This is a genomic window from Streptomyces sp. NPDC049040 (assembly GCF_043197715.1).
GTDB lineage: Bacteria > Actinomycetota > Actinomycetes > Streptomycetales > Streptomycetaceae > Actinacidiphila.
On the sequence record NZ_JBICTO010000006.1, the window covers coordinates 70,093 to 96,664 of the forward strand.

Sequence of the window (26,572 nt, forward strand, 5' to 3'; positions counted from 1 at the left end):
ATGGCCACCGGCAAGAAGACCTCACAAGCAGAGCAGACCCCGCTCAGCCAGCTCAAGCAGGAACTCGGGCGCTATCTGACCGCCCGCGCCAAGAGCGCTGCGCATCGAACGGGCAGCAAATTGATGGACAAGGCCGGCCACATCGTCCAGGTCGACGAGGACAGCGGCGTCGTCCCGAAGATGGGAGCACGCCTTCTGCACGGGGAGTCACCCGTCAAGGCGATCACGGAAAAGGCGTCCTCGGGCGCCGGAGGTGTCGCGGGCAAGGTCAAGGACGCGGTGACCGGGGGCGGGGACGGCGGTGGCGGCGATGACGGCGGCGGTGGTGGCGGCGGAGGCGGAGGCACCTCCGACGTCAAGGCCACGGACATCGTCGAGATGATCGATGTGGGCGTGCCGCTGCGGACTGCCTACGACCACTGGACCGAGTACGAGAACTTCAGCGGTTTCACCAAGGGCGTGAAGCGGGCCGAGAGAGGGGACGAAGCCACCAGCGAGTGGACCGTCAAGGTCGGCCCTTCCACCCGGTCGTGGAAGGCGACGACCCAGGAGCAGTTGCCCGACGACCGGATCGTCTGGACCTCCGAGGGCACCGCGGGCAGCACGCAGGGAGCCGTCAGCTTCCACGAGATCACCCCGACGCTGACCCGGATCGTCCTCGTTCTGGTGTATTCGCCCAGCGGCCTCGTGGAGAAGACCGGCAACCTGTGGCGTGCGCAAGGCCGTAGGGCGCGGCTGGATTTCAAAGGTTTCCAGCGGTACGTGACCTTCGCGGAGGACGAGGCAGAAGGCTGGCGCGGTGAGATCCGCGACGGTCAGGTCGTCCGCACCCATGAGGAGGCCATGGCGGAGGAGAACGAGGAGGAAGACGAGGAAGACGAGGACGAGGAGGACGAGGAGGACAGCGAGTACGAGGACGACGACGAATACGAGGACGGGGAGGAAGACGGGGAGGAGGACGAGGAGGACGATGCCTGACGACGGAGGGACCGTTGTGCCGCGGTCGGCACCGGGGAACGACATGTCGCACGCAGACGGGGATCCGGACGTCCACCTGGACGTCCCCACCCTGAATGTCGATGAAATCGACCTGCACGTCGAGGACCTGCGGGCCAGGGTCTCCCTGCACGCCGAGGTGCTGGACCTGCTCAAGCTGGACGTGGGGGTGGACGTCGTCCTCGGCGAGGTCGAGCTGGACATCAAGGGAGTCGAGGCCCAGGCACTGCTGAACGTCCGCCTGGACAACGTGGCTGCGATCCTCCACGACGTCCTCGACACGATCGACCGCAATCCGCAGATCCTGGAGCAGATCACCGCGCCCGCCGGGGAGGCCGTCGCCGCCGCCGGTCAAGGCGCAGGCAGGGCCGTGGGCGAACTGGGACGCGGTGCGGGGGAAGCGGTGGAGGAAGTGGGCGGGGGCGCAGGCAAGGCAGTGGACTCCGCGGGACACGCCGTCGGCGAGGCCGCAGGAGACGTCGCCGACCACGCGGGACGTGCCGTCGAGGATGTCGGTTCCGACGCGACCGACGCCGTCACGGATGCGGGCGACGTCGTCGAGGGCGCAGCGGAGATGACCAGCGACGCAGCCGAATCAGCCGAGGATGCCGCGGACGACACAGCTGAGACAGTCGAGGATGCCGCGGACGACGCTGCCGGGACAGTCGAGGATGCCGCGGACGACGCTGCCGGAACGGCTGGTGACGGGGCCCAGACCTCGGAGGATGCCGAAACGGCAACTTCGGAGGATGCCGAAGCGCCGGCGGGAGGCGCCGATCAAGGCGGCGACGCGCGGGAGAACGCCCCGGCTGCGGAGGAGACTGCGAGCACCCCCGAAATGCCCGCCCGCCGCCACGGCAGGCGCAAGGGTGGCAAGTCGTCCTCCCGCGGCACGGGTGCGCGCCGTGGCCGCGGGCGGCCGAAGGTCCGTGGCGAGAGCGACGCCCGCCGCCATGCACCACGCTCGCGCCACACGACCGGATAGCCCCAGGACCGCGCGGCGACACCTCGCACACCGCAGGTTGGTGACAGGCCGTTCACCCCGACGGACGCGCCCGGAAGTCGGCGGGCGCGAGGCGGGGTGAGGATGGAAACGGCCCCGGACCCCCCTCCGCACCGCGGAGCGCCCGGTCCGGCGTCACCTGTGACCGCCCGCCAGGGGTCCCGCGTGCGAAGGAGAGCTATGACCGAGACCGGCTCCGAGGGGGCTACGACCGTCGCTGCGGGAAACGGGGGCGGCCGTCCTGCCGAGCACGGGCACCTGGACGCGATGGGCCTGCGGGACCTGCGGCGCGTGGGGCTGAACCCGGACTTCTGGCACCCCGTCGCCGTCTCGGGAAGCGTGCGTCGGGGCAAGGCCTTCGCCACGGCCTTCGCCGGTCAGCGCATCGCGCTCTACCGGGCGCAGAGCGGCACCGTGCACGCGCTGGAGGACCGCTGCGCGCACCGCCAGGTGCCGTTGAGCATGGGTGTCGTGGAGGGCGAGGTGCTCCGCTGCTGCTACCACGCGTGGGCCTACCGCGGTGACGGCCGCATCTCGCAGATCCCTTACCTGTCCAAGGGCGACGGCCGGCCGCCGCGCGGTGTGCGCGCGTATCCCGTCCGCGAGGCGTACGGCCTCGTCTTCGTCTTTCCCGGCGATCCGGCCAAGGCGGCGGCCACCGCGCTGCCCGAAGTACCGCTGTTCGGCTCGCCCCGGCACAAGACCATGACCTTCTCGCGGGTGGTGCGCTGCCACTACTCGTTCATGCACGAGAACCTGCTCGACATGAACCACCAGTTCCTGCACCGGGGCGTCGTCGGCAGGCTGCAACCGAAGCTGCTGGGCCACGAGACGCGCGCGTCCTCGGTCGAGGCCCGCTACCTGTTCACCCACGGCGGAGGCAAGCGGAACCGCGGAGCCGCCCTGCTGGCCGCGGAGGGCATCGGGGGCGGCGACTCGGCGGACGTCATGACCATCCGCACGGAATACCCGCACCAGCGGCTCGAGCTGGTCCCGGAGAACGCCGAGCGCCCGGCGTTCAGCCTGTGGGTGGCCTACGTGCCCGAGGACGCCGAGCAGCGCACCTGCCACGCCTACGGCCTGCTCACCATCGAGAAGCCGCGCATTCCCGGCGCCCTGCAGCTGGCCTGGCCGTTGATCCGGCGCTTCACCGAGCGGGTCTTCGCCGAGGACCGTACGGCCGTGGAGGCCGAGCAGCGGGCGTGGGACGAACAGGGCAGGGACCTCAACCACGAGGTCTTCCCGCTGATCATGAACGTCCGCGAGGTGCTCCGCTCCAACGGCGTCCCCATCCGCCCGCAGGCCGCCCTGTGCGGCACCGACCGCGCATGCGGCGACGCGGCGGACGCCGGCGCTGCATCGACCGGCTGTCCTTCCGCGGCGCCTGAGGTCCCGGCCGGCCAGGTGCTCGCCTCCCCGCCGCCGGCCGGCTGAGCGCCCGAGTTCCGCGGGCGACCCGGGCCCAACGGGCCTGACCCGCCACCGGGACCGGGCGGGCCAGCGCGTCCCGACCCGCCACCGGGACCGGGCGGGCCAGCGCGTCCCGACCCGCCGCCCGCGATCGAGTCCTCGCAGACCAAAGCCGGTGCGTGACCGGATCGGCGCAGGTCATTACGATATGCCGAATGAAGTCGTCGCCGGTCTCCCGTGCTCTCGCCAGCCTCCGGGGGCTGGCCGTGGGCGACGCCCTGGGTTCGCAGTTCTTCGTCCCGGCCCACTACCCGGCACTCCAGAACGGCGAACTGCCGCCAGGCACCTGGCAGTGGACCGACGACACCGAAATGGCCTGCTCCGTCGTGGCCGTCCTCGCCCGGCACGGGCGCGTCGACCAGGACGCGCTCGCGATGTCCTTCGCCGAGCACCATGACTTCGACCGGGGTTACGGCCCCGCCGTCAACCGCATGCTCCGGCTGATCCGCCAGGAAGGTGCCGACTGGCGGGAGCTGGCGGCAGGTCTCTTCAACGGCCAGGGATCGTGGGGCAACGGCGCCGCGATGCGGGTCGCCCCGCTCGGCGCCTGGTACGCGGGCGATCCGGTGCAGGCAAGCCACCAGGCGGAGATCTCCGCGTACACCACGCACCAGCACCGGGAGGCGGTCGCCGGAGCGATGGCGGTGGCCGCCGCCGCGGCGCTCGTCGCCGACCCCGGAGGACCGCAGGATCCGTCCGACCTGCTCGGCGCGGTCGTCGGTCTCGTGCCGCGCAGCGCCGTGCAGGCGGGCATCCGCCGCGCGCGCGACATGCTCGACTACGCGGACGTCGCCACCGTCGCGGCGGTGCTCGGCTGCGGCCGCAGGACCAGCGCCCACGACACCGTGCCCTTCGCCCTGTGGTCGGCCGCGCGCCACCTCGGTGACTACGAGCGGGCGTTCTGGACCACCGCGAAGGCGGGCGGCGATGTCGACACGACCTGCGCGATCGTCGGCGGCATCATCGCAGCACGGCCGGGCGGCGAACCGCCGGCGGCATGGACCGATCGGACCGAAGCACTGCCGGACTGGGCCGTGATGTCCTGATGGGCCCGTGGAAGCGGAGGGAGACCGGCGGGTAGGCTGGTGTCCGCCATGGCGTACCAACCACCCACACACAGCGTCGAACGCTCGATGCGAGCCACCCTCGGCGTGAAAACCGTCGCAGGCATCGACGAAGTGGGGCGCGGCGCCTGGGCAGGACCGGTCACCGTCTGCGCCGCCGTCACCGGCCTGCGCCGCCCGCCGGAAGGCCTCACCGACTCCAAGCTGATCACCCCCAAGCGCCGCACCCGGCTGGCAGCGCTGCTCACCGGCTGGGTGACGTGCTACGCGCTCGGCCAGGCCTCCTCCGAGGAGATCGACGAGCTGGGCATGACAGCCGCCCTGCGGCTCGCCGCGCTGCGCGCTCTCGACGGGCTGCCCGAGCCGCCGGAGGCGGTCATACTCGACGGCAAGCACAACTACCTGGGCGGCGGCGGGCCGTGGCAGGTCAGGACGGTGATCAAAGGCGACCAGTCGTGCGTGTCGGTCGCCGCGGCCTCCGTCATCGCCAAGGTGCAGCGCGACAGCGAGATGGCCGAACTGGGCACGGACTACGTCCCGTTCGCGTTCGACGACAACGCCGGCTACCCCTCACCCGTCCACCGCTCCGCACTCGAGGAGCTGGGGCCGACGCCGCTGCACCGGATGTCGTGGTCGTACCTTGACTCGATGCCGCGCTGGCAGCACTTGAAGAAGGTCCGCAATCCGGACGACACAGGGGAACAACTCGGTTTCGATTTCTGATCCAGCCCCCACCCCCCGCTGCGCATTCGGTGCGCGTTTGATAGACATCAACCCATGCCTCTCACCCCCGAGGAGCCTCAGATTCACGAGAGCGTCCCGGGTCCTCGCACTGCTCCGACCAGCGGTCGGAGTGCGTCGACCCCCCGTCCTGTCCCAGGTCCGCCCCGGCCCGCCGCGCCGCGGCCGGCGCCGCCGAGGGCAGTCGCCGCTGTCGGCTCGACTTCCGGCCACGCCGGAACCGGCCGCCAGATCGGCACCCCCGGACCCGCACCTGCGAACCAGCCGGTCATCCCTACCGCTGCCGCAGCGGTGCCCGCGCAGCGCCCGGCCACCACGCAGACCGCACAGATCCAGCTCATCCCCGCCCCGGCAGACGGTGCGCTGGACGCGGCCGAGGAGGCCGTCGACCTGCTGCTCGACACCGGTCGCGCGCCCGGCGAGATCCTGCTGCTCACCACCGGAGAGCAGCACCCGTGGGCCGCGCACGAGCTCAGCTTCGGCGAAGCGTCCTACTGGGCGCAGCACGACGCGGCCGACGACGTCTTCTACGCCGACATCACCGCCTCACGCGCCACCGGCCGACCGGTCGTGGTCGTTGCGCTCAACGGCGGAAGCGACGACACGCTGCCGCGGGAGCTGGCCACCGCGCTGGCCCGTGCCGGTGTCCTGCTGATCGTGTGCGGCGACCCGGCCCGTATCAACAGCGCGCTCGGCGCCAGCGCCTGAGCGTTCCCGGGCGGGGAGGTCCCGCCCGGGAACCGCTCAGCGCGCCGAGGCGTGGCGCAGCGTCTGCGGTGTGCCGTTGGCGACCACGGGGGCCGGGTCGGTCCTCGGGCGCGACCACGAGGTCGCGTTCGGCGTACGCCCGGCGCGGTTCTCACCGATGACATGCCAGCCGTCGCCGGTGAGCGTCACGTACGAGCCGCAGCGCAGCCCGTGCAGCGTGCAGGCGTCGCGCAGGCCCCACATCCAGGCGCCGTCCTCGGCGGTCCACCCCGGCGCTCCTTCGCGGCAGATCATCAGCACCGCGGTGCGTACGGGCTTGCGCAGACGCAGGTCGTGCGGAATGACGCGACGCAGGTGGGACAGCAGCGCGTTGCGCCGTTCCCACCCGTCAACGACGCCGCTGCGGGCGCCGAACGAGGCGCTGGCCCGGATCCGCCCGTCCGGGTCGTACACCGCGACCACCGCGGTGGACGGCGGCGGAAGGTGTCTCGCGTGCAGGTCCTTGACCACTTCGCGTGGATTCGCGAGCAGGGGCACACCGATGTCGGTCCACTCGGTGGGTTCCAGACTGCGGGTTGCGGGAGAAACGATGGCGGAGGACGTCTCCGGAACGAAGCCGATGGTCACGGTCCTCCCTTCACGGATGCACCCGTGGACCGGCCGCGGGCGTGCGCCGGTCAGGTGGCTCGGAGAGCCGTTCGGGGATCCGCCTCCAATTCTTCCCCGCGTATTGCCCTGCGGCAACGGGCAATTGGCGTCCGCGACCGGAATGGTCCCGTCCGTCGGATAGATCCCGGCCTTCGCCCGGCGGCCGGGCCGCTCACCCCTGAACGGCCAGGACCAGCGGGAACACCGCCGTGGCGCCGGCCCGGCGGAGCAGCCGGGCGATGACAGCCAGTGTCCAGCCGGTGTCCGAGAAATCGTCGACCAGCAGCACTGGTCCTGACGCCGCCTTCACAGCTTCAACCAATTCCGGCGGCAGGACCCATGCTGCGTGCAGTGCCCGTACGCGCTGGGCACTGTTGCTGCGCGGCACACCGCCGGGGTCCGCGCCGTCCGCGTATTCGGCCCTGCCGAGCAGCGGCATCCGGCCGACCTCGGCGATTCGGGCGCTCAGCGTCTCCACCAGCACGCCGTGACGGCGCGAGGCGACCGAGACCACCCCGACCGGACGCGCCGGTGCGTCCGGCGCGCCACTGGCCCAACCGCCCGGGCCCTTGGCCCAGTCGGCCAGGACCTGCACCACTGCTTCCACCGCTTCCGGCGGTACGGGCCGGTCGGCGGCCCCCTCGGCGAACAGCGGTCGCAGGCGGTTGCCCCAGCCGATGTCCGACAGCCGGCCCAGGGCCCGCCCGCCGGACGCCTGCTCGGTGGCCGGAATGCGCCCCTTGAACGGGACCCCGATCGCTTCAAGTCCCGTCGGCCACATCTTGCGCGGCTCCAACTCCACGCCGGGGCGCCCCAGCGCCTGCCGCGCGAGGTCGAGCGACCCGGCGGAGACCTCCGTGGGGAAGCGCGCTCCCGCGCAGTTGTCGCAGCGCCCGCACGGCTCGGCCAGCTCGTCGTCGAGCTGCCGGCGCAGGAATTCCATCCGGCACGCGGTACTTCCCGCGTAGTCGCGCATCGCCTGCTGCTCGGCCTCGCGCTGGCGCGCGACCCACGCGTAGCGCTCGGTGTCGTAGGCCCACGGTTCGCCGGTGGACGTCCAGCCACCGCGCACCCGGCGGACCGCGCCGTCCACGTCGAGCACCTTGAGCATGATCTCCAGCCGGGAGCGGCGCAGGTCGACCCGGGTCTCGAGCGCGGGCACCGACAGCGGCCTGTCAGCCGCCTCGAGCGCCGCCAGGGTGCGGCGGACCTGCTCCTCGGGCGGGAAGGCGAGGGACGCGAAATACCGCCAGATCGACTCGTCCTCGCGGCCCGGCAGCAGCAGCACCTCCGCGTGGTCGACACCGCGGCCCGCGCGGCCGACCTGCTGGTAGTAGGCGATCGGCGATGAGGGGGAACCGACATGGACCACGAAACCGAGATCCGGTTTGTCGAACCCCATGCCGAGCGCGGAGGTCGCCACCAGCGCCTTGACCCGGTTGGCCAGCAGGTCCGCCTCGGCGGCCTGCCGGTCGGCGTTCTCGGTGCGGCCGGAGTAGGAGGCCACCGGGTATCCGCGCTGCCGCAGGAAGGCGGTGATCTCGTCGGCTGCGGCCACCGTCAGGGTGTAGATGATGCCTGAACCGGGGAGGGTGTCGAGGTGGTCGGCGAGCCAGGCCAGCCGGTGCGCCGCGTCGGGCAGCCGCAGCACCCCGAGTGACAGGCTCTCGCGGTCCAGTGGGCCGCGCAGGACCAGGGTGCCCTCGTCGTCCGCCCCCGTGACGCCGGTGCCCAGCTGCTCGGCGACGTCGGCGGTCACCCGGGCGTTGGCGGTCGCGGTGGTCGCCAGCACGGGCACTCCCGGCGGGAGGTCGGCGAGCATCGTGCGCAGCCGCCGGTAGTCGGGACGGAAGTCGTGGCCCCAGTCGGAGATGCAGTGCGCTTCGTCCACGACCAGCAGGCCCGTCGTCGCGGCGAGCTTCGGCAGCACCTGGTCGCGGAAGTCGGGATTGTTGAGCCGTTCGGGGCTGACGAGCAGGACGTCCACCTCTCCTGCCGCCACCTCCGCCTCGATCCCGCCCCACTCCTCGGCGTTCGACGAGTTGATCGTGCGCGCCGTGATCCCGGCCCGCGCGGCGGCCTCGACCTGGTTGCGCATCAGCGCGAGCAGCGGCGAGACGATCACGGTCGGGCCCGCGCCCCGCCCGCGCAGCAGCGCGGTGGCCACGAAGTAGACCGCCGACTTGCCCCACCCGGTGCGCTGCACCACCAGCGTCCTGCGTGCGTGCGCCACCAGCGCTTCGACGGCGCGCCACTGGTCCTCGCGCAGCCGCGCGGCACCCGCTTCCGCACCGACCAGCCGGCTCAGGACGATGTCGGCCGCAGCGCGCAGTTCGGTGGTCGATTCAGTCATGCCCCCATGCAACAGGACAGCACCGACAGAGCGCCAACCCCGTTCCGTGACCTGTGGACAACTCGGGACCGAAAGTTATCCACAGGTTTTGAGGGGGTCTGGTGCGGAGTGTGGTGACTGCGGCAAGCTCGACTCATGACACAGAGCAACCGAATTGACCACGAAGAGTCATCAGCGCCCGCGGGTGAGATGAAGGTCGTCCTGCACGGGCCGGACGAACTCGCGGACGCCCTGCCGTTCTTGCTGGGATACCACCCGGACGACTCGATCGTCCTGCTGGCCCTGCACGGCGAGCACGGGCGACTCGGCGGCAGACTGCGACTGAGGCTCCCGGAGGAGCCGCAGGATCCCACCGAGTGGCCGGACCTGGCACGGCAGCTCGCGGACTGCCTGGTGACAGGCAGCATGCGGCGTGGCGGCCGGCCGACCTCCATCGTCGTCTTCCTCTGCCGGGATCCGCGCGTCGGCGAGCGGTCCTCCGAGGTGATGGAGCGCCTGCGGCCGCTCGCCCAGCAGCTCCGCATCGCCTGCGGCGAAATGGACGTCCCGGTGATCGAGGCGCTGTGCCTCTCGGGGGGCCGCTGGTGGTCATACTGCCGGCCCGGGTCCGGGGGCGCCGGGCCGGAGGATCCCGACGACGGCGTCCCGGTCGCGGAGCCCGGCGGATCCGAGCTCGCCGCCGCGGCCGCCTTCCACGGCATCCGGATGCCGTTGTCGCTGAGCGACCTGGAGTCCCGCCTCCGCCCGGCCGAGCCGCGCGACCCGGCGCACGAGACGGCGCTCGACCTGGCCTGCGCGAGATTGGTGCCGCGCATGCTCGACAGGAGCGCCGGCGCGTCCGTCACGCAGCGCACCGTCGAGCTGGCACGCGGCTCATTGGAGGTGTTCGCCTCCGTGCCGCTGATCAACGACCCGGTGCGGTCCGACAGGAGGGACGACGAACTCCTCGACCACGGCCAAGCAGCCGAGATGATCCTCGGTCTCCAGGATCACGGAGCGCGCGACCAGGTCGTGGAGTGGGCGGATCCGGTCAGGGCCGACGCGGCGATCCGGCTGTGGCGCGCGCTGGCAAGGCGCTGCGCGGGGGTGTACGCGGAGCACGCCGCCGCGCTGCTGGCCCTGACCGGCTGGGTGGCCTGGTGCTCGGGCGACGAGGCGGAGGCGCGGGTCGCCTTGTGCGCGGCCCTGGACCTCGAACCGCACTGCACCTTCGCCCGCCTGCTGCAGCACGCCGTCCGCCAGGGGCTGGACCCGGAAGCGGTGCGGCGGTCCTTGCGGAGCACCCGCCGCAGAAGGCTCATGGAGGCGACTACAGTTCGCCGCGGACCAGCCGGACCAGCCGGTCCAGGACCCGGCCGTCGCTCACCCGGAGGCCGTCGTGCTCGTATTCGTCGGTGACCCAGGTGCGCAGACCCCTGATCGCGCGAGCGGTCTCCAGCGAATCGGCAGTGTCGACGTACATGTCGTCGTGGTAGACGGCCGCCGTGACGGGCACCTTGTTGGCCGCCAGGCGGTCCGGGTCGTAGAGATCCGGCCACTGCTCGCGCTGTGCCAGCAGCTCGGCCGCCTCGCGCAATGGTGCAAGCGCCGGATCGGTCTCGAACATCCACGGGTGGATGGTCTCCCCGGTGAAGAGCACGGGTTCTTCGCCGTCCAGTGCGGCGTCCGCGTCGAAGGCGGGGAATTCGCCGCGGACGGTTTCGGCCGCCCACCGGGTGCCCTGCGCGGAGGCGGACTCCTGGCCGTAGCAGGCCTCGTGCAGCAGGGCGTAGAGAGGATTCGCGGCGAAGGAGAGATGCCCCTGGACCTCGAAGAGGAAGGAGTCGGACAGGACGCGCCCGGCAGGGCCGGTGACGAAGGCGTCCTCGATCAGGTAGTGCAGGACGTGGGAGCCGCTGCCCGAGCCCAGCATCAGGCCGAGGGACTGGAAGGCGCGAGGAGTGAGCACACCGCCGCCCGGAAGCGCGACGGGGCTGTCCCGCAGATGGCGGACGATGTCACGGACCGCCTCCACGTCCTCGGGGTAGCGGGCGTAGTGCGCGGTGTTCTTCCGCTGGATCCGCGGGTAGGCCGCTCGATAGACGTCCTCCGCGGTCACCCGCAGCCCCGGCAGGCCGCCGGTGATCAGTACTTCGCTGAGCGCGTCGGGCGCGAAGGACAGGTAGTTGACGGCGCAGAAGCCGCCGAAGCTCTGGCCGAGGACGCTCCACGGCCGGTCCTCGCCGAGCAGGCTGCGCCGGATGGACTCGCAGTCGCGCACGATCGCGTCGGCCCGGAAACGGGAGAGGTATTCCGCCTGCGCGGCCGCGTCGCCGCGCGCGGGCAGCGTCAGGCGGTTCGCCGGAGTGGAGAGCCCCGTGCCGCGCTGGTCGAGCAGCAGCACGCGGTAGTCGTCCAGGGCGCGTGCGAGCCAGCCGTCCTTGCCCAGCGGGCGCGGGCTGCGGTTGCCCGGCCCGCCCTGGAGGAAGAGCAGCCAGGGCAGCCGGTCGGGATCCTTGCCCGCTGCCACCACTTCCCGCGCGAAGATCTCGATGCGCTCGCCGTCGGGCTCCGCGTGGTCGAGCGGTACGCGGAATCGGTGATCTGTGACGACGGTGCCTGGCAGGCGGTGGACGGGCATGCTGCCTCTTCTCTGCTTCGCGGGCCTCCGGGCCCTGCGCGTGTGCTCTCTCGTTCAAGAACCGTAGACGGCCCCGCGTCCCGGAGGCTCGGCGCGCCGCCCGTCAGCGGTGCGGCGACCACCCGGTGCGACTGCCGAACCGCTCCCGGCCGCAAGCGGACGCGACCACCGGACCTGGCGCGCGCCCACGGGACCACCGGACCTGCCGCGTCGGCGTGGCAGCGGGCGGGCGGCCGTCCGCCGTGCCCTGCGCCTCGGCGTCACGGGTCGGTCGGCCGGGGCCGGCGAGGGGCAGGGGAAGGCCGCGACGAGGCCGCAACCCGGTGTCCGGGGGCGAGCCGGACACCGGGAGAACGTGATCGCGGAGCAGGTGTCGATCCTGCTGATTATCGTCAAGCAGACGACTAAGATCGCTGCATGTCGCCCTACGACCCGTCGGCCTTCCCGCCCTTCGCCGTCACCGTCGATCTGGTCGTGCTCACCGTGCGGGACCACGCGCTGTGTGCGCTGTCGGTACGCCGTGGCGAGCCTCCCTACCAGGGCAGATGGGCACTGCCCGGCGGCTTCGTACGGGCCGACGAGGATCTGTCGCAGGCGGCGGCACGCGAGCTGGCCGAGGAGACCGGGCTGCGCGCGCAGAGCGGGGCGCACCTCGAACAGCTCGCGACCTACGGCGACCCGCAGCGTGATCCGCGAATGCGGGTGGTGAGCGTCGCGCACCTCGTGCTCGCGCCCGACCTGCCGGCACCGCGGGCGGGCGGCGACGCCCGCAGCGCGCGCTGGGCGCCGGTCGGCACACTGCTGGCCGAGGGCGCCCAGGAGCACACCGGCGAAGCGGCGCCGCTGGCCTTCGACCACGCCCGGATCCTGGCGGACGGGGTGGAGCGGGCAAGGTCGAAGATCGAGTACTCGTCCCTGGCCACCGCCTTCTGCCCGCCCGAATTCACCGTGGGCGAGCTGCGCCGGGTCTACGAGGCGGTGTGGGGGGTGGCGCTCGACCCGCGCAACTTCCACCGCAAGGTGACCGGCACGGTGGGGTTCCTGGTGCCGACCGGGGGGACGACGACACGTCAGGGCGGTCGTCCCGCACAGTTGTTCAGGGCGGGAGGGGCCACCCTGCTCAATCCGCCGATGCTCCGGCCCGAGGTGTAGTTCGTAGGGCGATTTACCCCTTTTCCGGCGTTATGGTGCTGGGGTGATCCAGGCCATCGGATTGACCAGCGTCCCTCGCCGCAGCGCCCCGCCGACCGTCGCCGACCTCACCTTCGACATCCGCCCGGGTGAGGTCACCGGTCTGCTCGGACCGGCGCGGTCGGGCAAGTCCACCGCCCTGCGCCTGCTGCTCGGCCTGGAAGCAGGCAGGGGCGCCACTCTCGTCGACGGCCGCCCGCTGCACGAACTGGCCAGGCCTGCCCGCGCCATCGGCGCGGTCCTCGGCGACGTGCCAGGACACCCCCGCCGTACCGCGCGCGGCCATTTGCGGATGCTCTGCGCCGCCCACGGCCTCAGGGCCGCCCGTGCCGACGACCTGCTGGAGACCGTCGGCCTCGACGCGGTGGCCGACCGGCGCCTGGGCACCTACTCGCTCGGCATGGACCGCAGGCTGGCCTTCGCCGTGGCGCTGCTGCCCGACCCGCACACCCTCGTCCTTGACGACCCGGTCCGCGAGCTGCCGCCGCGCGAAGCGGCCTGGGTCCACTCCCTCGCCCGCCGGCACGCGGCCGCGGGCGGCGCCGTGCTGCTGACCGGCCGGGACCCCGGAGCCCTGGCCAGGACTGCGGACCGCGTGATCGCCCTCGCGGACGGCCGGGTCGTCGCCGACCAGCCGGCGGCGCTCTTCGCCGGCACCCGGCTGCGCCCGCACGTGGCCGTACGGTCGCCCTACGCCCAGCGGCTGGCAGGACTGCTGGCCGAGGACGGCGCCGAAGTCGTCACGACCAGCGGGAGCCGCATCGCGGTCTACGGCGCCACGTCGGCAGCCGTGGGGGAGGTCGCCTACCGGCACGGGATCCTGCTGCACCAGCTGGCCGACGAGACGGCCGCGGGAGGAGCCGGGGACACCGGCCCGTCCCGGGACGAGAAGGACACCGCGCCGCGACCGGCCCCGAGGAAGCGCCCCGCGCCCCGCCGTACACCGCACAACCCGCTGTATCCGGTGCGCTACGAGCTGCGCCGCTGCTTCGGTGTGCGCACCCCCTGGCCCGCGGCGGCAGCCGCCCTCGTCGTGTCCGTGATCAGCACGCTGCTGCTGGCGCGCGGCGGCGCCGCCCACGTCTCGCCGCTGCGCCTGCTGTCCGGCTGGCCGGCGGCGCTCCCGCTGCCCGCCGCCGCGATCGGCGCGGGGGCGCTGGGCGCGCTGTCGTACGGGCAGGAGTTCGCCTTCCCCGCCTTGACCCCCGGCTTCGGACCTGAACCCCGGGCGCCGCGGCTGCTCGCGGCCAAGCTCGCGGTGAGCGGCGCCCTGGCCGTGGTCCTCGCCGGCCTGGCGGCTCTGGTGGACACCGCCGCACTGCGGCTGACCCTCGGTCCCGGCCGCGCCCCCGACATGACGGTGCTGTCGGCCGGCACGGCAGGCTGGGCGGCATTGGCCGTCGGATGCGCCTGGACCGGGGTGCTCGCGGCGTGCGCGTTCCGTACCACCGCACTCGGACTGTCCGCGGTCCTGTCGGTGCCGCTGCTTGTCGCACCCGGCGTACGGGCGCTGCTCGGTGGGCGGCCGGGGCGCGAATTCCTCGACGCGGGCGGTGCGTTGTGGTCGGTGCTGACGGGGGCGCCGCGCGCCGACGACCGTGCGGCGCTCGAAGCGCTGCACTGGGCCGCCCAACCGCTCTTCGTCGCCCTGGCGTTGTCGCTGTCCGTCCTGGTCATCGCCTATCTGGCAGGCGGATTGCGCGGGCGCAGGCGCGACCGGACGCCAACTCCCGTCCGGTCCCGGGGAGCTGTCCGCGTCGAGGGCGAAGAGGGTTGATTCGCCCCGATAAAACGTCAATTATCAGGTGATGAGCGCTCACCCTTTCGTGTGCTTTTCAGCAAAGCCCTCAAGGCCCGCTCCGGCATCGCCGACAAAGGATGCGTGAGTACCCTTGCGCACACCATGATGACCGCGGCTCGATCCGCCGACTCCGGCATCGCCGGCCCGGGCGAGCTGGACCGCTATTCCTATGCCGACGCCCCCGGCGCCGACCGCCCGGGGCTGGGCTCCTGGGACGGCATGGACCCGGACATGGGCCGGGTCGGCCGCCGGGCGGGCGGCAGCCGGGGCCGGGGACTGCACGGCCAACTCGTCCAGCAGCTCGGACAGATGATCGTGTCCGGCGACCTCGGCGCCGACCGCCCGCTGGTTCCCGAGGAGATCGGCCAGCGCTTCGAGGTCTCCCGCACCGTGGTGCGCGAGTCCCTGCGGGTGCTCGAGGCCAAGGGCCTGGTCAGCGCCCGGCCCAATGTCGGTACCCGGGTCCGTCCGGTCAGCGACTGGAATCTGCTGGACCCCGACATCATCGAATGGCGAGCCTTCGGTCCGCAGCGCGACGAGCAGCGCCGCGAGCTGCTCGAGCTGCGCTGGACCATCGAGCCGCTCGCCGCCCGGCTCGCCGCGGGGCACGGCCGCGAGGACGTGCAGCAGCGGCTGGCGGACATGGCCGAGATCATGGCCCACGCCGCCGCCCAGGGCGACGCGCTCACCTTCACGCGCGCCGACGTGGAATTCCACACCCTGCTCCTCCAGGTCGCCGGCAACCGCATGCTCGAGCACCTGTCCGGCATCGTGTCCTCCGCTCTGCATGTCTCCGGCGGCCCCGTCACCGGCTGTGAGCGGCCCGGCGACACATCGGTGGGGCTGCACCACCGGATCGTCGAGGCGCTCGCCGAGGGCGACGGCGGCACTGCGGAGGCGGCGATGCGCCAGCTGCTCACCGTCCCGTCCGATCAGTCCGCGGCTCCCGCCGACCATGTCGTCCCGGCCCCCCGAGAGCACTGACCGCCCCGCCCGGCCGCCGCCGGCCCCTTTGTCAGGGGCTCGCGGCGGCTCGCGCGCGTCACATGTCCGACTTTGCCGCTGATCTGCACAATTTGGGGTGTGACTCGGGCCACGTAAGCTGGGCGTAACGCCAGGCGAGGCAGTGCGATGACTTAAGAGGTGGCGGCCGTACGAGGAATATTCAGCATCGAACTTGACGCTGAGTCGCTGTGCGGTTCCACCGAGTCGTTCCCATCGTTCCGAGAGGTTGTTCGTGTCGGCCAGCACATCCCGTACGCTCCCGTCCGAGATCGCCGAGTCCGAGTCTCTGATGGCGCTCATCGAGCAGGGTAAGGCCCAGGGGCAGATCGCAGGCGACGACGTGCGTCGGGCGTTCGAAGCGGACCAGATTCCGGCAACCCAGTGGAAGAACGTTCTGCGCAGCCTCAACCAGGTCCTCGACGAGGAGGGTGTGACGCTGATGGTGAGTGCCGCTGAGGCGCCCAAGCGCACCCGTAAGAGCGTCGCAGCCAAGAGCCCGGCGAAGCGTACTGCCACCAAGACGGTCGCCACCAAGGCGGCCCCTGCCAAGAAGACCGTAGCGCCCAAGGCTCCCGCTTCCGAGGCGGCGGCCGAGGCCGAGACCACGGTGGAGCCATCGGTGGAGGCGGAAAACCCAGCAGCCAAGAAGGCGCCTGCGAAGAAGGCCGCCGCCAAGAAGACAGCCGCCAAGAAGGCCCCCGCGAAGAAGGTGGCGGCCAAGAAGACCGCTGCTTCGGGCGAGGACGAGGCGGTCGAGGCGGAAGAGGCGATCGAGGACGCCGCTCCCGGCAAGGCCGGCGAGGAAGAGACCGAGAAGACGGAGTCCGAGAGCTTCGTGCTCTCCGACGACGACGAGGACGACGCGCCCGCACAGCAGGTCGCGGTCGCCGGCGCCACCGCCGACCCGGTCAAGGACTACCTCAAGCAGATCGGCAAGGTCCCGCTGCTCAATGCCGAGCAGGAGGTGGAGCTGGCCAAGCGCATCGAGGCCGGCCTCTTCGCCGAGGACAAGCTCGCCGCCGCCGACAAGCTCGCGCCCAAGCTCAAGCGCGAGCTGGAGATCATCGCCGAGGACGGCCGCTGGGCCAAGAACCACCTGCTGGAGGCCAACCTCCGGCTGGTCGTCTCGCTGGCCAAGCGCTACACCGGCCGCGGCATGCTCTTCCTCGACCTGATCCAGGAGGGCAACCTGGGCCTGATCCGTGCGGTCGAGAAGTTCGACTACACGAAGGGCTTCAAGTTCTCCACCTACGCCACGTGGTGGATCCGGCAGGCGATCACCCGCGCGATGGCCGACCAGGCCCGCACCATCCGTATCCCGGTGCACATGGTCGAGGTCATCAACAAGCTGGCCCGCGTCCAGCGCCAGATGCTCCAGGACCTGGGCCGCGAGCCCACCCCGGAGGAGCTGGCCAAGGAACTCGACATGACCCCGGAGAAGGTCATCGAGGTCCAGAAGTACGGCCGCGAGCCGATTTCGCTGCACACCCCGCTCGGCGAGGACGGCGACAGCGAGTTCGGTGACCTGATCGAGGACTCCGAGGCGGTCGTGCCCGCCGACGCGGTGAGCTTCACGCTCCTCCAGGAGCAGCTGCACTCGGTGCTCGACACCCTGTCCGAGCGCGAGGCGGGCGTGGTCTCCATGCGCTTCGGCCTGACCGACGGGCAGCCCAAGACGCTGGACGAGATCGGCAAGGTCTACGGCGTCACCCGGGAGCGGATCCGGCAGATCGAGTCCAAGACCATGTCCAAGCTGCGGCACCCGTCGCGCTCGCAGGTGCTCAGGGACTACCTCGACTGACGCTCCCCGATCCGCCGCCCTGCCCGGCAGGGCGGCGGATCTCTGCGGATGCGGCCTCCGGCCCGATGGATGACTCTGGGTGTCCAGAGAGATCCACAGGGTCAGGAGGCCGTATGCGTTCCCCCATCCACGCCCGCTTGTGCCGTCGTGCCGTGGGCGGCCGCCGCACACTGATAACCGTGGCGGCCCTGCTGCCCGCGTTCGCCATTCCCTTGGCGGCGCCCGCAGCTCCGGCCGCCGCCAACGGAGTCGTGGTGGGAGGGGCCCCGACCACGACCGACAGCGAGCCGTGGGTGGTGGCGCTCGGCAGCCGCGAGCGTTTCGGCACCGGCCGGTCGGGCCAGTTCTGCGGGGGTGTGGCCGTCGGGCCACGCACGGTCGTCACCGCGGCACACTGCTTCGGTGAGGAGGCGCTGGGCGTCGCCGACTGGCGCAGCCTGCCGGATCTGCGGGTCATCGCCGGGCGCACCGACCTCAGCGGGACTGCGGGGGAGGAGATCCCGCTCTCCGATGTGTGGGTCAACCCGGGTTTCGACGCGGCGACCAATGCCGGCGACGTCGCGGTGATCACGTTGCCGCAGGCGCTGCCGGAGGGATCCGTCATACCGATGGCGGCCCCGGGGGACACTGCTGCGTACACGGCGGGGACCCGGGCGCAGGTCTACGGGTGGGGTGACACGACCGGGCAGGGCTCCTATCCGCAGTCGCTGCGGACGGCCGCGGTGGACGTCCTCGCCGATTCGGTCTGCGAGAAGGCCTATCCGGGAAATGCCGACGGTACGTATCTGCGCGCATCCATGGTGTGCGCGGGGGTGGAAGGCGGCGGCAAGGACGCCTGCCAGGGGGACAGCGGCGGACCGCTGGTGGCGGCCGATCGACTGATCGGTCTCGTTTCTTGGGGAGCAGGCTGCGCTGACGCCGCCTACCCGGGGGTGTACACGCGCGTCTCCGCGGTGTCTGAGCTGGTCGCCCAGCACATGTGACGGAAGGCCTGCGGGCGGACACCCCCTCTTGGGGTCCGTCCGCCCGCAGGTCCGAGCCAGTCGCTGATGCGATGTGTCAGCGCTCGTCGTCTCCCGCCGACGCCGGGGGGTCGGTAAGCCGTCCGGTCTCGTCCTGTATTTCCGCAGCGATCTTCTTGAGCTCCGGCTCGAACTTGCGTCCGTGGTGTGCGCAGAAGAGCAGCTCACCGCCACTGGTGAGCACGACACGCAGGTAGGCCTGAGCGCCGCAACGGTCGCAGCGGTCTGCCGCAGTCAGCGGACTCGCGGGGGTCAGAACAGTAGTCACGTCGCCTCTTCTCTAGCTCGACGAGCTGTCGTACCAGGGTCAACATCCAACCAGGCCGAAAACGTTCCCGCTGACGACTTTTCCTCGAAAACGGGCCTCGGTGTGACTGGGTGTTACCGATTGGCGGCGAATGGGAGTCAATGCGCCGGATGTCGCTTTTAGGGCTTTTGGTGCGCTTGTCCAAGCTTGGCCCCGGCCGGCTTGCCGGAGTGTTGGTGAGGACGTGCCCGGAGCCTAAATGGTTCATGCGTCTTTGGGAACGTGACATGTGTATCACTCGCGAGAGTTATCGAACGCTTGCTCGAAAAGGACTAGGATGGGCGCTCGGATACCGGGTCGCGGCGTAGCCGCCCTCCCCGACCTCGGTACCCTCTCACCGATACGGCCGAAGACCTTCAGGCCGTCCAGATCGAGGAGTTGTCCGCGTGACCGCCGAAACATCCGTGCCGTCCTCCGCGCTGCTGACGGGCGCAGATCGCGACGGCTCCAATTACACAGCGCGGCACCTGCTCGTTCTCGAGGGGCTCGAAGCGGTCCGCAAACGCCCCGGCATGTACATCGGCTCAACCGACAGCCGCGGCCTCATGCACTGCGTCTGGGAGATCATCGACAATTCCGTCGACGAGGCTCTGGGCGGCCACTGCGACCACATCGAGGTGATCCTCCGCGAGGACTCCTCCATCGAGGTCCGTGACAACGGCCGCGGAATCCCGGTCGACGTCGAGCCCAAGACCGGCCTGTCCGGCGTCGAGGTCGTCATGACCAAGCTGCACGCGGGCGGCAAGTTCGGCGGCGGCTCCTACGCGGCCTCCGGCGGCCTGCACGGCGTCGGCGCGTCCGTCGTCAACGCGCTGTCGGCCCGCCTCGACGTCGAGGTCGACAGGAGCGGCCACACCCACGCCATCAGCTTCCGCCGCGGCGTGCCCGGCGCATTCGGCGGGCCGGGCCCCGACGCGCCCTTCGAGCCCGCCAGCGGCGTGAAGAAGGCCAAGAAGGTCCCCCGCACCCGCACCGGCACCCGCGTGCGCTACTGGGCGGACCGCCAGATCTTCCTCAAGGACGCCAAGCTCTCGCTCGAGACCCTGCACCAGCGGGCACGGCAGACCGCGTTCCTCGTCCCCGGGCTGACCATCGTGGTGCGCGACGAGCGCGGCATCGAGTCGGACAAACCCGTCGAGGAGGTCTTCCACTTCGACGGCGGCATCAGCGAGTTCTGCGAGTTCCTGGCCCCCGACAAGCCGATCTGCGACGTCCTGCGGCTCACCGGCAGCGGCACCTTCAAGGAGACCGTTCCGGTCCTCGACGACCGCGGCCACATGACACCGACCGAGGTCACCCGCGAACTGGGCGTCGACATCGCGCTGCGCTGGGGCACCGGCTACGACACCACCGCCAGGTCGTTCGTCAACATCATCGCCACGCCCAAGGGCGGCACCCACGTGACGGGCTTCGAGCGCTCCGTCACCAAGACGATGAACGAAGCGCTGCGGTCCGCCAAGCTGCTGCGGGTCGCCGAGGACGACATCGTCAAGGACGACGCCATGGAGGGCCTGACGGCGGTCGTCACCGTACGCCTCGCCGAGCCGCAGTTCGAGGGCCAGACCAAGGAGGTGCTCGGCACCTCGGCCGCCAACAGGATCGTGGCGACCGTGGTGGCCAAGGAGCTGAAGGAGTTCCTGACCTCCACCAAGCGGGACGCCAAGGCACAGGCCCGCGCGGTGCTGGAGAAGGCCGTTGCCGCCGCCAGGACCCGTATCGCGGCCCGCCAGCACAAGGAGGCACAGCGCAGGAAGACGGCGCTCGAGACCTCCTCGCTGCCGGCCAAGCTCGCCGACTGCCGCAGCGACGACGTGGACCGCAGCGAACTGTTCATCGTCGAGGGCGACTCGGCACTCGGCACCGCCAAACTGGCCCGCAATTCCGAGTTCCAGGCCCTGCTGCCCATCCGCGGCAAGATTCTCAACACCCAGAAGTCGTCGGTCTCCGACATGCTCAAGAACGCCGAATGCGGCGCCATCATCCAGGTGATAGGAGCCGGCTCCGGGCGCACCTTCGACATCGACCAGGCACGCTACGGCAAGGTGATCTTCCTGGCCGACGCCGATGTCGACGGCGCCCACATCCGCTGCCTGCTGCTCACCCTCTTCCAGCGCTACATGCGCCCGATGGTGGAACAGGGCCGGGTCTTCTCCGCGGTCCCCCCGCTGCACCGGATCGAGCTCGTCCAGCCCAAGAAGGGCCAGGACAAATACATCTACACCTACTCCGACAACGAACTGCGCCAGACCCTGCTCGACCTCCAGCGCCGCAACGTCCGCTACAAGGACGGCATCCAGCGCTACAAGGGCCTCGGCGAGATGGACGCCAACCAGCTGGCCGAAACCACGATGGACCCCCGCCACCGCACCCTGCGCCGCATCAACATCAGCGACATCGAAGCGGCCGAGCAGGCCTTCGACCTGCTGATGGGCAACGAGGTCGCGCCGCGCAAGGAGTTCATCACCAACTCTGCCACGACGCTCGACCGCTCGAAGATCGACGTCTGACGTGCCGCGGAGGCCCCGGGGCGCCCCTGCGGCCCGCGCACCGTCCGCAAGCGTACTGACGGAACGTCAGTACGGGCAGTGGTTGCGCCGCCGCCCGGGCCTCTGGGTCGCCCTCTTCGGGTGGTCTGCATATTCTTCGTTGCGCTTTGTGCGTGAATGTCGTATGTCAGCCTGATTTGGAAGGACAAACCCGCTTTCCCCGAGTGATCACATGCCTCATTGGCACGGGATCCGACCTGCGTCATGATGGCCCGTCGGTGACTGAGCCGATACGGTGACAGGCCGAGTTCTCCGGGGGGAGTTAATTGGTGGCCCCTACCCATGACATGTCAGGTCCACCGCTTCGCCGGCACCGGGTGGTCCCCGCGGCCGGACCGTCGAGAGTCGGACGGCTGGACGACGAGGTGCCCTTTCTCGCCCGGCTGGAGCAGAAGCAGCGGGTGCTTCTTCTGGAGCTCGGGCATCCCATGAAGTACGGGCCACGTGCCACCCTGGTCCAGCAGGACGAGCCATCCACCCACGTCATCATCATCCTCAGCGGTTGGACCAAGGTCACCCGCTCAGCGGCGAACGGCTACGAGGCTCTGCTTGCGCTGCGGGGCCCCGGCGACATCGTCGGGGAGGCCTCCGCCGTCAGCGGCCGGCCCCGTTCGGCAACGGTGACCGCGCTCGGGGAGATGGATGCAGTCACCATCGATCGAGACAGCTTCCTGACCCACCTCTCCGCCTCTCCCACCACCGCCCTCCAGCTTCTCGGTCTGACTGCGGACCGTACTCGGGCGAGCGACCGACATCGCGTGGAGCAGGGCGCGCTCGGCGTCCGTGAGCGGCTGGCGATCCTTCTGCTGGATCTGGCCCGGGCTCACGGCGAGCAGGACCCGGAAGGCGTGCGCCTGACTACCGGGCTGAGCCAGCACGAGCTGGCGGGCTCGGTTGGAGCGTCACGGGAGGCTGTGGCCCGGCTCCTGAAGGACCTACGGGAGCGCGGCATCGTCCGGACCAGCCGCCGGGGGCTCGTCATCGTGCGCCCCGACCAGCTGCGCCGGATCGCACACGGCAGCTAGCCGTCCGACGCGGGGGTCATCGGCGGACGGCGTCTGTGCACTCGGTCACAGACGAGGTGTGCCATCGTTCCTCCCCGGCTGTCAGACCTCTGGGGGATAGTGCTGCGGACCGAGCCGACCCCCCCGAGAGGCACGCATGTCCTTATCCCTTGCCGAACCCGTCAACCGTACGTTCCTGCTTGTCGACATCGAGAGTTTCAGCAACCGGGACAACGTCGAGCAGGCGGTTCTGCGCCGAGAACTGCACAACGTGGTGGAGGACGTCCTCGCCGGAGCGGGTGTGGAACCGAACCTGCAGTACCAGGAGGACCGCGGAGACGGGCTGATCATCCTGGTCAGTGCCGACATCCCGAAAGCCGCACTGCTGCGAGCGCTGTTGACGACAGCTCCGGACTCGTTGCGCGCGTACAACCGCGTGGCGTCGAGCAGTGCTCAGATGCGGCTGCGGACCGTCCTGGCCTCGGGGGAGGTCGCCTTCGACCCGCGTGAGGGGACGGTCGGCGGCCTCGTCGGCCACGATCTGAACCAGGCGTGCCGGCTGCTCGACGCCGACGTTCTACGCCGAGCGCTCGAGCAGCGGGCCACCGACTGCGTCCTGTGCGTCTCAACGCCCGTGTACGAAGGCGTCGTCCGCCATGGCTATCGCGGTCTGCGGCCGGAGGAGTTCCACCGGGTGCCTGTGTCGGTGAAGAAGGACCACCTGAGCGCGTGGCTACACGGCCCGCTCCCGCTGGATACGTCCGCCGCGGCTTCCGCGTCGGATGCGAACGGCAGCGGCGAACCCGGTGGAACAACCCCGCAGACCCCAGACACTCAGGGCGGATCGACCGGCCGAGGCGGGACGAGCCTCACAGTCAACGGCGGCTCCCTGACCTTCGGCGGCAGCCAGGTCGGAGGTGACCAGATCGGCGTGAGCGGCGGAAACGTCACCGGCGAAGTCATCATGGGGAGCGTCCGACACGAGGACCGGGGCGGCCCCCGGTGAGCGAGCAACCCGCCCAAGACAAGCCGGACCATCACGGCCCGGGAGAGCCCGAGACGGCAACTGGTCGGCAGGAGCAGCCTGGTGAAGAGCAGGCCAAGGACACGGAACAGGAGAACGACACCCCGCAGGACCCGTGGACGGCTCGGCGCGAGCTGATCAATCACGTACCGGCTGCCCTCGGAGGCAGCCTGGTCGGCGGCAACCAGACCGGAGTCAGCGGCGGCAGCGTCCTCGGCGATGTCGTCCTGGGTACAAAGATCGAGCAGACTTTCCGCCTCGGAGTATCCAGTCACGCGTCCGGCGACATCCCTGCCGCCGAGATCGAGGAACGCGCCAAAGTCTTCGCGGGATATGAGGAGCTGGTGCACCCGCTGCTCGAGCGGCTGCGCGACGAACGAGTCCTCGTACTGTCAGGCGCGCCCTTCACCGGCCGCCACAGTGCCGCCCTGATGCTGCTGCACGCGCTGGAGGCCGTACCCGTACGCGCCCTCGACCCCAAGACCAAGCCCACCGCGCTCAAGGAGGAGGTGGTGGGGGCGTCGCTGGGCTACCTCGTCACCGACCTGGTCACGAGCCGGGATGAGCCGCTGCGCGAGATCGACCTCTGGTCGGTGCGGGACGAGCTGCGGAAGAGGAACGCTTACCTCGTCATCACGGTCGACCTCTACGCCGTCCTGCACGGCGTCAGAGTCGTGGAGTGGCAGCCTCCGTCCCCGGAGGCCGTGTTGCGCTCGCATCTTCACGCTCTGGTCGACGACCCACCGCGGGAGAGGTATCTGCTCGCTCTGCCCGCAGCCTGCGACTTCCTTGCCCAGGGGGACCATCAGCTTCGCGAGGCGGCCGTTTTCGCGGAGGCCCTCGCCAGCCACGCGGACGGCGAGACCGGCCAAGAGAAGCTGGACGACGTCGGTAGGGCACTGCTTCGCAACCAGGTCCAGGAATGGTTCAGCGAGGAACGGACACTCCTGCGGGACAAGGCCTTCCTCCTCTCCCTCGCGGCGTTCGACGAGGCCGCGTACGCCCTTACCGCAGAACTCAGTGACGACCTGTTCGCCCTGTTCCAGCGAACCCAGGACGCGGGATCGAGTCCGCGTGTAGGGATCTTCGGCACGTCGATAACCCAACGCCTGACCCTCGCGCGCGCCACGGAGTACCTCAAGGAGGAGCACACCGAATGGGGGCCGGTGACGCAGCGCATGGTCCGCTTCCGTGAGCCCAGGACGGCAGGCGAGATCCTCCGCGAGGTGTGGACGGGCCACCCGTCCGCCCGTCCTGCACTGATCCGCTGGCTGGAGCGGCTAGCCGAGGACGGCCGGCCGCTGGTGCGGACCAGGGCCGCAATGACCGCGGCGGTGCTGGCCATCGCCGACCTGCCCTCGGCTATGGCGCTGCTCATTGAACGTTGGGCGGCTTCGAGGCGCTACCGGACCTGTCTGGTCGCCGCCAACGCCCTCGCGATGGCCCATACCGTGGGTGCACCCAACATCCCGGGAATCCTCCGGGCCTGGTGCGGCGAACCGCCCGAGTCCCGGCTGCGGTGGACCGCGATCCGCGTCTACGGGCTGATGGGCGCGAACATGCCGCGGGAGGCGCTGGAAGCGCTGGCGGATGCCGCCCGGGGCGAAGACGACGAGGCGCGGGTCATGCACATCGCCGAGTCCGTCGCCCTGCTGCTGACAGATCAGTCACCCGCTGTGCGGACGGAGGTCCTCTGCGATCTGGTTCAGCTGCTCAAGGAGACGCCACCGGTCTCCCAGCTGGCGATGCACGCCTTCGTCCTGGCATGTCTCCACACCGACGACCGGCTGCTCCTGCGGTGGTATGCCGAGGCCGCTGCCCAGCAAGGCACCGAGGATGCCCGGCACCTGGCTCATCTTTGGCGGACAGTACTCAGTGACATGCGCTTCACCAACGGCGCGCAGCGGGCGCTGGGCGGTTGGGTCCGCGCGGCGGAGGACGACCTCCGATGCGAGCGAGAGTTGGCCGTGTTGCTTCCCGCGCTCGCGACGACCGCCGAGGATCGCAAACGGCTCGGCTACATGCTGCGCACCCTGCGCGACAAGCATGACGAGCAACCTGCCGTGGCGAAGCGCCTGCTGGACACGTTGACGGATCCCACGAGCACCGGCCGCCATTCTGTGCGGTGAACGCACACGGAGCAAGGAGAGGTGAACCATGGCGGATTTCCGCCGCAAACCGGACTGGGACCAGGACGCACACCGGCACAGCGTCCTCGTCGACCCCGTTGTGACGGTGCGGCAGTTAAGGCGGTTCGACCACAGCAAGAACTACAGCCGGATCGACAACGCCCTGGTCTTCACGACGAACAAGGGTGAGTACGACGTCTACCTTCCGCCGCGGCGTCCGACCCGGTCGGAGCTGGCCACACGGCGGTACACCGCCGTCTACGAGGTCGACATAGGTATTCACTCATGCACCTGTTCGCTGTCGCTGCCGAGCGACAACGACGCCTTCGAGTTCAGCGCTGAACTCGCGATGACGTGGCAGGTGGCCCGGCCCGACATTTTTGTGACCAGCCGCGAGCGGGACGTGCCCGGGCTCGTCACCAGGCGGCTGGAGCAGCTGGCACGCGAGGTCGGCCGCAAGTTCCCCATCGACCGGAGCGCGGATGCCGAACGCGCCATGAGCGAGGCGGTTGCCGCGGGCGGGCCTTTGGCGGGCGATGCCGGACTGCGGGTGTCGTGGACGCTGCGGCTGCGGCAGGACGACGATGCCGTCGCCCAGCAGCGCGAGTTGCGCGAGATCCGCTACAGCGATGAGAGGCTCGGCTCCGCCCACGATCTTGCGATGCGTGAGGACCGGCTGCGAGCTGAGCGGGACCGGGTGCAGGCTGAGCAGCAGCACGAACTCGCCATGCGGCGCAGCCGTCAGGAGGCAGAGCTGCGTGAGCTCGAGGCGAAGAAGATCGAGTATTACCAGTTGCACCTCCAGCGTGGTGGTGTGGCGTCCTGGGCCCTCCATCTGAGTCAGCATCCGGAAGACTCCCAGCTGGTCATGGAGAACCTCCGCAAGGATCAACTGCTGCTGATCCAAAGCCAGAAAGAGGTCGCCCTGCAAGTTCTGAAGGGCGAGAGCAGCCTGGAGGACTACCAGCGTTCCCACGTGAACGACTCCGCGATACGCGTCATCGAGGAGTTCCTCACCCGCGGCCTCCCCGGCGCCGATCCGGCTCCCCCGGTAGCAGGATCGCTGCCCTGGCAGTCGGCGAAGAGCGCAGAAGTCGACTCGGACGACGGTCCCGAGGACCAGCGGTGAACGAGCGGGC

Annotated in this window: 21 protein-coding genes; 17 read left to right on the top strand and 4 right to left on the bottom strand. The window is 70.6% G+C overall.

Features of this window, described 5'->3' with window-relative positions:
* The 6 genes from ACGFMP_RS18040 to ACGFMP_RS18065 all read left to right on the top strand — a co-directional run bounded on the left by ACGFMP_RS18040 (position 1) and on the right by ACGFMP_RS18065 (position 5,982).
* Complete coding sequence (locus ACGFMP_RS18040) at positions 1–978, top strand: SRPBCC family protein (RefSeq protein ID WP_393673408.1); 978 nt, start codon at positions 1–3, stop codon at positions 976–978.
* A gap of 43 nt (positions 979–1,021) precedes the next feature.
* Positions 1,022–1,981, top strand: coding sequence for a hypothetical protein (locus ACGFMP_RS18045; RefSeq protein WP_393673409.1), 960 nt, complete (start codon positions 1,022–1,024; stop codon positions 1,979–1,981).
* A 198-nt stretch (positions 1,982–2,179) separates the two neighbouring features.
* Positions 2,180–3,433, top strand: coding sequence for a Rieske 2Fe-2S domain-containing protein (locus ACGFMP_RS18050; protein ID WP_393673410.1), 1,254 nt, complete (start codon positions 2,180–2,182; stop codon positions 3,431–3,433).
* Positions 3,434–3,624: 191 nt separating this feature from the next.
* Positions 3,625–4,515, top strand: a complete 891-nt coding sequence (locus ACGFMP_RS18055; RefSeq protein WP_393673411.1) for an ADP-ribosylglycohydrolase family protein — start codon at positions 3,625–3,627, stop codon at positions 4,513–4,515.
* Positions 4,516–4,563: 48 nt separating this feature from the next.
* Positions 4,564–5,256 (top strand): ribonuclease HII, encoded by a 693-nt coding sequence (locus ACGFMP_RS18060; protein WP_393673412.1) that lies wholly within the window; start codon positions 4,564–4,566, stop codon positions 5,254–5,256.
* 54 nt (positions 5,257–5,310) lie between these two features.
* Positions 5,311–5,982, top strand: a complete 672-nt coding sequence (locus ACGFMP_RS18065; protein ID WP_393673413.1) for a hypothetical protein — start codon at positions 5,311–5,313, stop codon at positions 5,980–5,982.
* Between the two features lie 36 nt (positions 5,983–6,018).
* Here ACGFMP_RS18065 and ACGFMP_RS18070 read toward each other — a convergent pair whose 3' ends face one another.
* Together ACGFMP_RS18070 and ACGFMP_RS18075 are read right to left on the bottom strand one after the other, a co-directional pair.
* A complete protein-coding gene (locus ACGFMP_RS18070) occupies positions 6,019–6,609 on the bottom strand; it encodes a hypothetical protein (RefSeq protein WP_393673414.1) in 591 nt (196 codons plus the stop codon).
* 193 nt (positions 6,610–6,802) lie between these two features.
* A complete protein-coding gene (locus ACGFMP_RS18075) occupies positions 6,803–8,983 on the bottom strand; it encodes a DEAD/DEAH box helicase (protein ID WP_393673415.1) in 2,181 nt (726 codons plus the stop codon).
* Between the two features lie 135 nt (positions 8,984–9,118).
* Here ACGFMP_RS18075 and ACGFMP_RS18080 point away from each other — a divergent pair, with 135 nt between their 5' ends.
* Entirely contained in the window at positions 9,119–10,381 is a 1,263-nt protein-coding gene (locus tag ACGFMP_RS18080; protein ID WP_393673416.1) for a DUF4192 domain-containing protein, read from the top strand.
* On the opposite strand, the gene ACGFMP_RS18085 is transcribed toward ACGFMP_RS18080, so the two are convergent.
* Entirely contained in the window at positions 10,293–11,603 is a 1,311-nt protein-coding gene (locus tag ACGFMP_RS18085) for an alpha/beta fold hydrolase (protein ID WP_393673417.1), read from the bottom strand. The two genes, ACGFMP_RS18080 and ACGFMP_RS18085, sit on opposite strands and share 89 nt — an antisense overlap.
* Positions 11,604–12,020: 417 nt before the next feature.
* Here ACGFMP_RS18085 and ACGFMP_RS18090 point away from each other — a divergent pair, with 417 nt between their 5' ends.
* The 5 genes from ACGFMP_RS18090 to ACGFMP_RS18110 all read left to right on the top strand — a co-directional run bounded on the left by ACGFMP_RS18090 (position 12,021) and on the right by ACGFMP_RS18110 (position 18,384).
* Positions 12,021–12,755 carry an NUDIX domain-containing protein gene (locus tag ACGFMP_RS18090; RefSeq protein WP_393673418.1) on the top strand — a complete coding sequence of 245 codons (735 nt, stop codon included), beginning with the start codon at positions 12,021–12,023 and terminating at the stop codon, positions 12,753–12,755.
* Positions 12,756–12,798: 43 nt separating this feature from the next.
* Positions 12,799–14,571 carry an ATP-binding cassette domain-containing protein gene (locus tag ACGFMP_RS18095; RefSeq protein WP_393673419.1) on the top strand — a complete coding sequence of 591 codons (1,773 nt, stop codon included), beginning with the start codon at positions 12,799–12,801 and terminating at the stop codon, positions 14,569–14,571.
* A gap of 105 nt (positions 14,572–14,676) precedes the next feature.
* Positions 14,677–15,579 (top strand): FadR/GntR family transcriptional regulator, encoded by a 903-nt coding sequence (locus tag ACGFMP_RS18100; RefSeq protein ID WP_393673420.1) that lies wholly within the window; start codon positions 14,677–14,679, stop codon positions 15,577–15,579.
* Between the two features lie 253 nt (positions 15,580–15,832).
* Positions 15,833–17,401 carry an RNA polymerase sigma factor gene (locus ACGFMP_RS18105; RefSeq protein ID WP_393673421.1) on the top strand — a complete coding sequence of 523 codons (1,569 nt, stop codon included), beginning with the start codon at positions 15,833–15,835 and terminating at the stop codon, positions 17,399–17,401.
* 113 nt (positions 17,402–17,514) lie between these two features.
* A complete protein-coding gene (locus ACGFMP_RS18110) occupies positions 17,515–18,384 on the top strand; it encodes a S1 family serine peptidase (protein WP_393673422.1) in 870 nt (289 codons plus the stop codon).
* A 76-nt stretch (positions 18,385–18,460) separates the two neighbouring features.
* On the opposite strand, the gene ACGFMP_RS18115 is transcribed toward ACGFMP_RS18110, so the two are convergent.
* On the bottom strand, positions 18,461–18,691 hold the full coding sequence (locus ACGFMP_RS18115; protein WP_073502243.1) for a hypothetical protein: 231 nt from the start codon (positions 18,689–18,691) through the stop codon (positions 18,461–18,463).
* A 425-nt stretch (positions 18,692–19,116) separates the two neighbouring features.
* Here ACGFMP_RS18115 and ACGFMP_RS18120 point away from each other — a divergent pair, with 425 nt between their 5' ends.
* The 5 genes from ACGFMP_RS18120 to ACGFMP_RS18140 all read left to right on the top strand — a co-directional run bounded on the left by ACGFMP_RS18120 (position 19,117) and on the right by ACGFMP_RS18140 (position 26,562).
* Positions 19,117–21,237, top strand: a complete 2,121-nt coding sequence (locus ACGFMP_RS18120) for a type IIA DNA topoisomerase subunit B (protein ID WP_393673423.1) — start codon at positions 19,117–19,119, stop codon at positions 21,235–21,237.
* 326 nt (positions 21,238–21,563) lie between these two features.
* Positions 21,564–22,301 carry a Crp/Fnr family transcriptional regulator gene (locus ACGFMP_RS18125; protein WP_393673766.1) on the top strand — a complete coding sequence of 246 codons (738 nt, stop codon included), beginning with the start codon at positions 21,564–21,566 and terminating at the stop codon, positions 22,299–22,301.
* Between the two features lie 136 nt (positions 22,302–22,437).
* On the top strand, positions 22,438–23,286 hold the full coding sequence (locus tag ACGFMP_RS18130) for a hypothetical protein (protein ID WP_393673424.1): 849 nt from the start codon (positions 22,438–22,440) through the stop codon (positions 23,284–23,286).
* Entirely contained in the window at positions 23,283–25,433 is a 2,151-nt protein-coding gene (locus tag ACGFMP_RS18135) for a hypothetical protein (RefSeq protein WP_393673425.1), read from the top strand. Before ACGFMP_RS18130 ends, ACGFMP_RS18135 begins: the two co-directional genes overlap by 4 nt.
* 28 nt (positions 25,434–25,461) lie before the next feature.
* Positions 25,462–26,562, top strand: coding sequence for a PE-PGRS family protein (locus ACGFMP_RS18140; RefSeq protein WP_393673426.1), 1,101 nt, complete (start codon positions 25,462–25,464; stop codon positions 26,560–26,562).
* The last annotated feature ends 10 nt before the right edge of the window (positions 26,563–26,572 follow it).

Bases quoted from the DNA above. Each gene is read 5' to 3' on its own strand.
- ACGFMP_RS18110 (WP_393673422.1), top strand. From the start codon at position 17,515: ATGCGTTCCCCCATCCACGCCCGCTTGTGCCGTCGTGCCGTGGGCGGC.
- ACGFMP_RS18090 (WP_393673418.1), top strand. From the start codon at position 12,021: ATGTCGCCCTACGACCCGTCGGCCTTCCCGCCCTTCGCCGTCACCGTC.
- ACGFMP_RS18125 (WP_393673766.1), top strand. From the start codon at position 21,564: ATGTCAGGTCCACCGCTTCGCCGGCACCGGGTGGTCCCCGCGGCCGGA.
- ACGFMP_RS18045 (WP_393673409.1), top strand. From the start codon at position 1,022: ATGTCGCACGCAGACGGGGATCCGGACGTCCACCTGGACGTCCCCACC.
- ACGFMP_RS18140 (WP_393673426.1), top strand. From the start codon at position 25,462: ATGGCGGATTTCCGCCGCAAACCGGACTGGGACCAGGACGCACACCGG.
- ACGFMP_RS18050 (WP_393673410.1), top strand. From the start codon at position 2,180: ATGACCGAGACCGGCTCCGAGGGGGCTACGACCGTCGCTGCGGGAAAC.
- ACGFMP_RS18055 (WP_393673411.1), top strand. From the start codon at position 3,625: ATGAAGTCGTCGCCGGTCTCCCGTGCTCTCGCCAGCCTCCGGGGGCTG.
- ACGFMP_RS18130 (WP_393673424.1), top strand. From the start codon at position 22,438: ATGTCCTTATCCCTTGCCGAACCCGTCAACCGTACGTTCCTGCTTGTC.
- ACGFMP_RS18080 (WP_393673416.1), top strand. From the start codon at position 9,119: ATGACACAGAGCAACCGAATTGACCACGAAGAGTCATCAGCGCCCGCG.
- ACGFMP_RS18040 (WP_393673408.1), top strand. From the start codon at position 1: ATGGCCACCGGCAAGAAGACCTCACAAGCAGAGCAGACCCCGCTCAGC.
- ACGFMP_RS18075 (WP_393673415.1), bottom strand. From the start codon at position 8,983: ATGACTGAATCGACCACCGAACTGCGCGCTGCGGCCGACATCGTCCTG.
- ACGFMP_RS18065 (WP_393673413.1), top strand. From the start codon at position 5,311: ATGCCTCTCACCCCCGAGGAGCCTCAGATTCACGAGAGCGTCCCGGGT.
- ACGFMP_RS18085 (WP_393673417.1), bottom strand. From the start codon at position 11,603: ATGCCCGTCCACCGCCTGCCAGGCACCGTCGTCACAGATCACCGATTC.
- ACGFMP_RS18060 (WP_393673412.1), top strand. From the start codon at position 4,564: ATGGCGTACCAACCACCCACACACAGCGTCGAACGCTCGATGCGAGCC.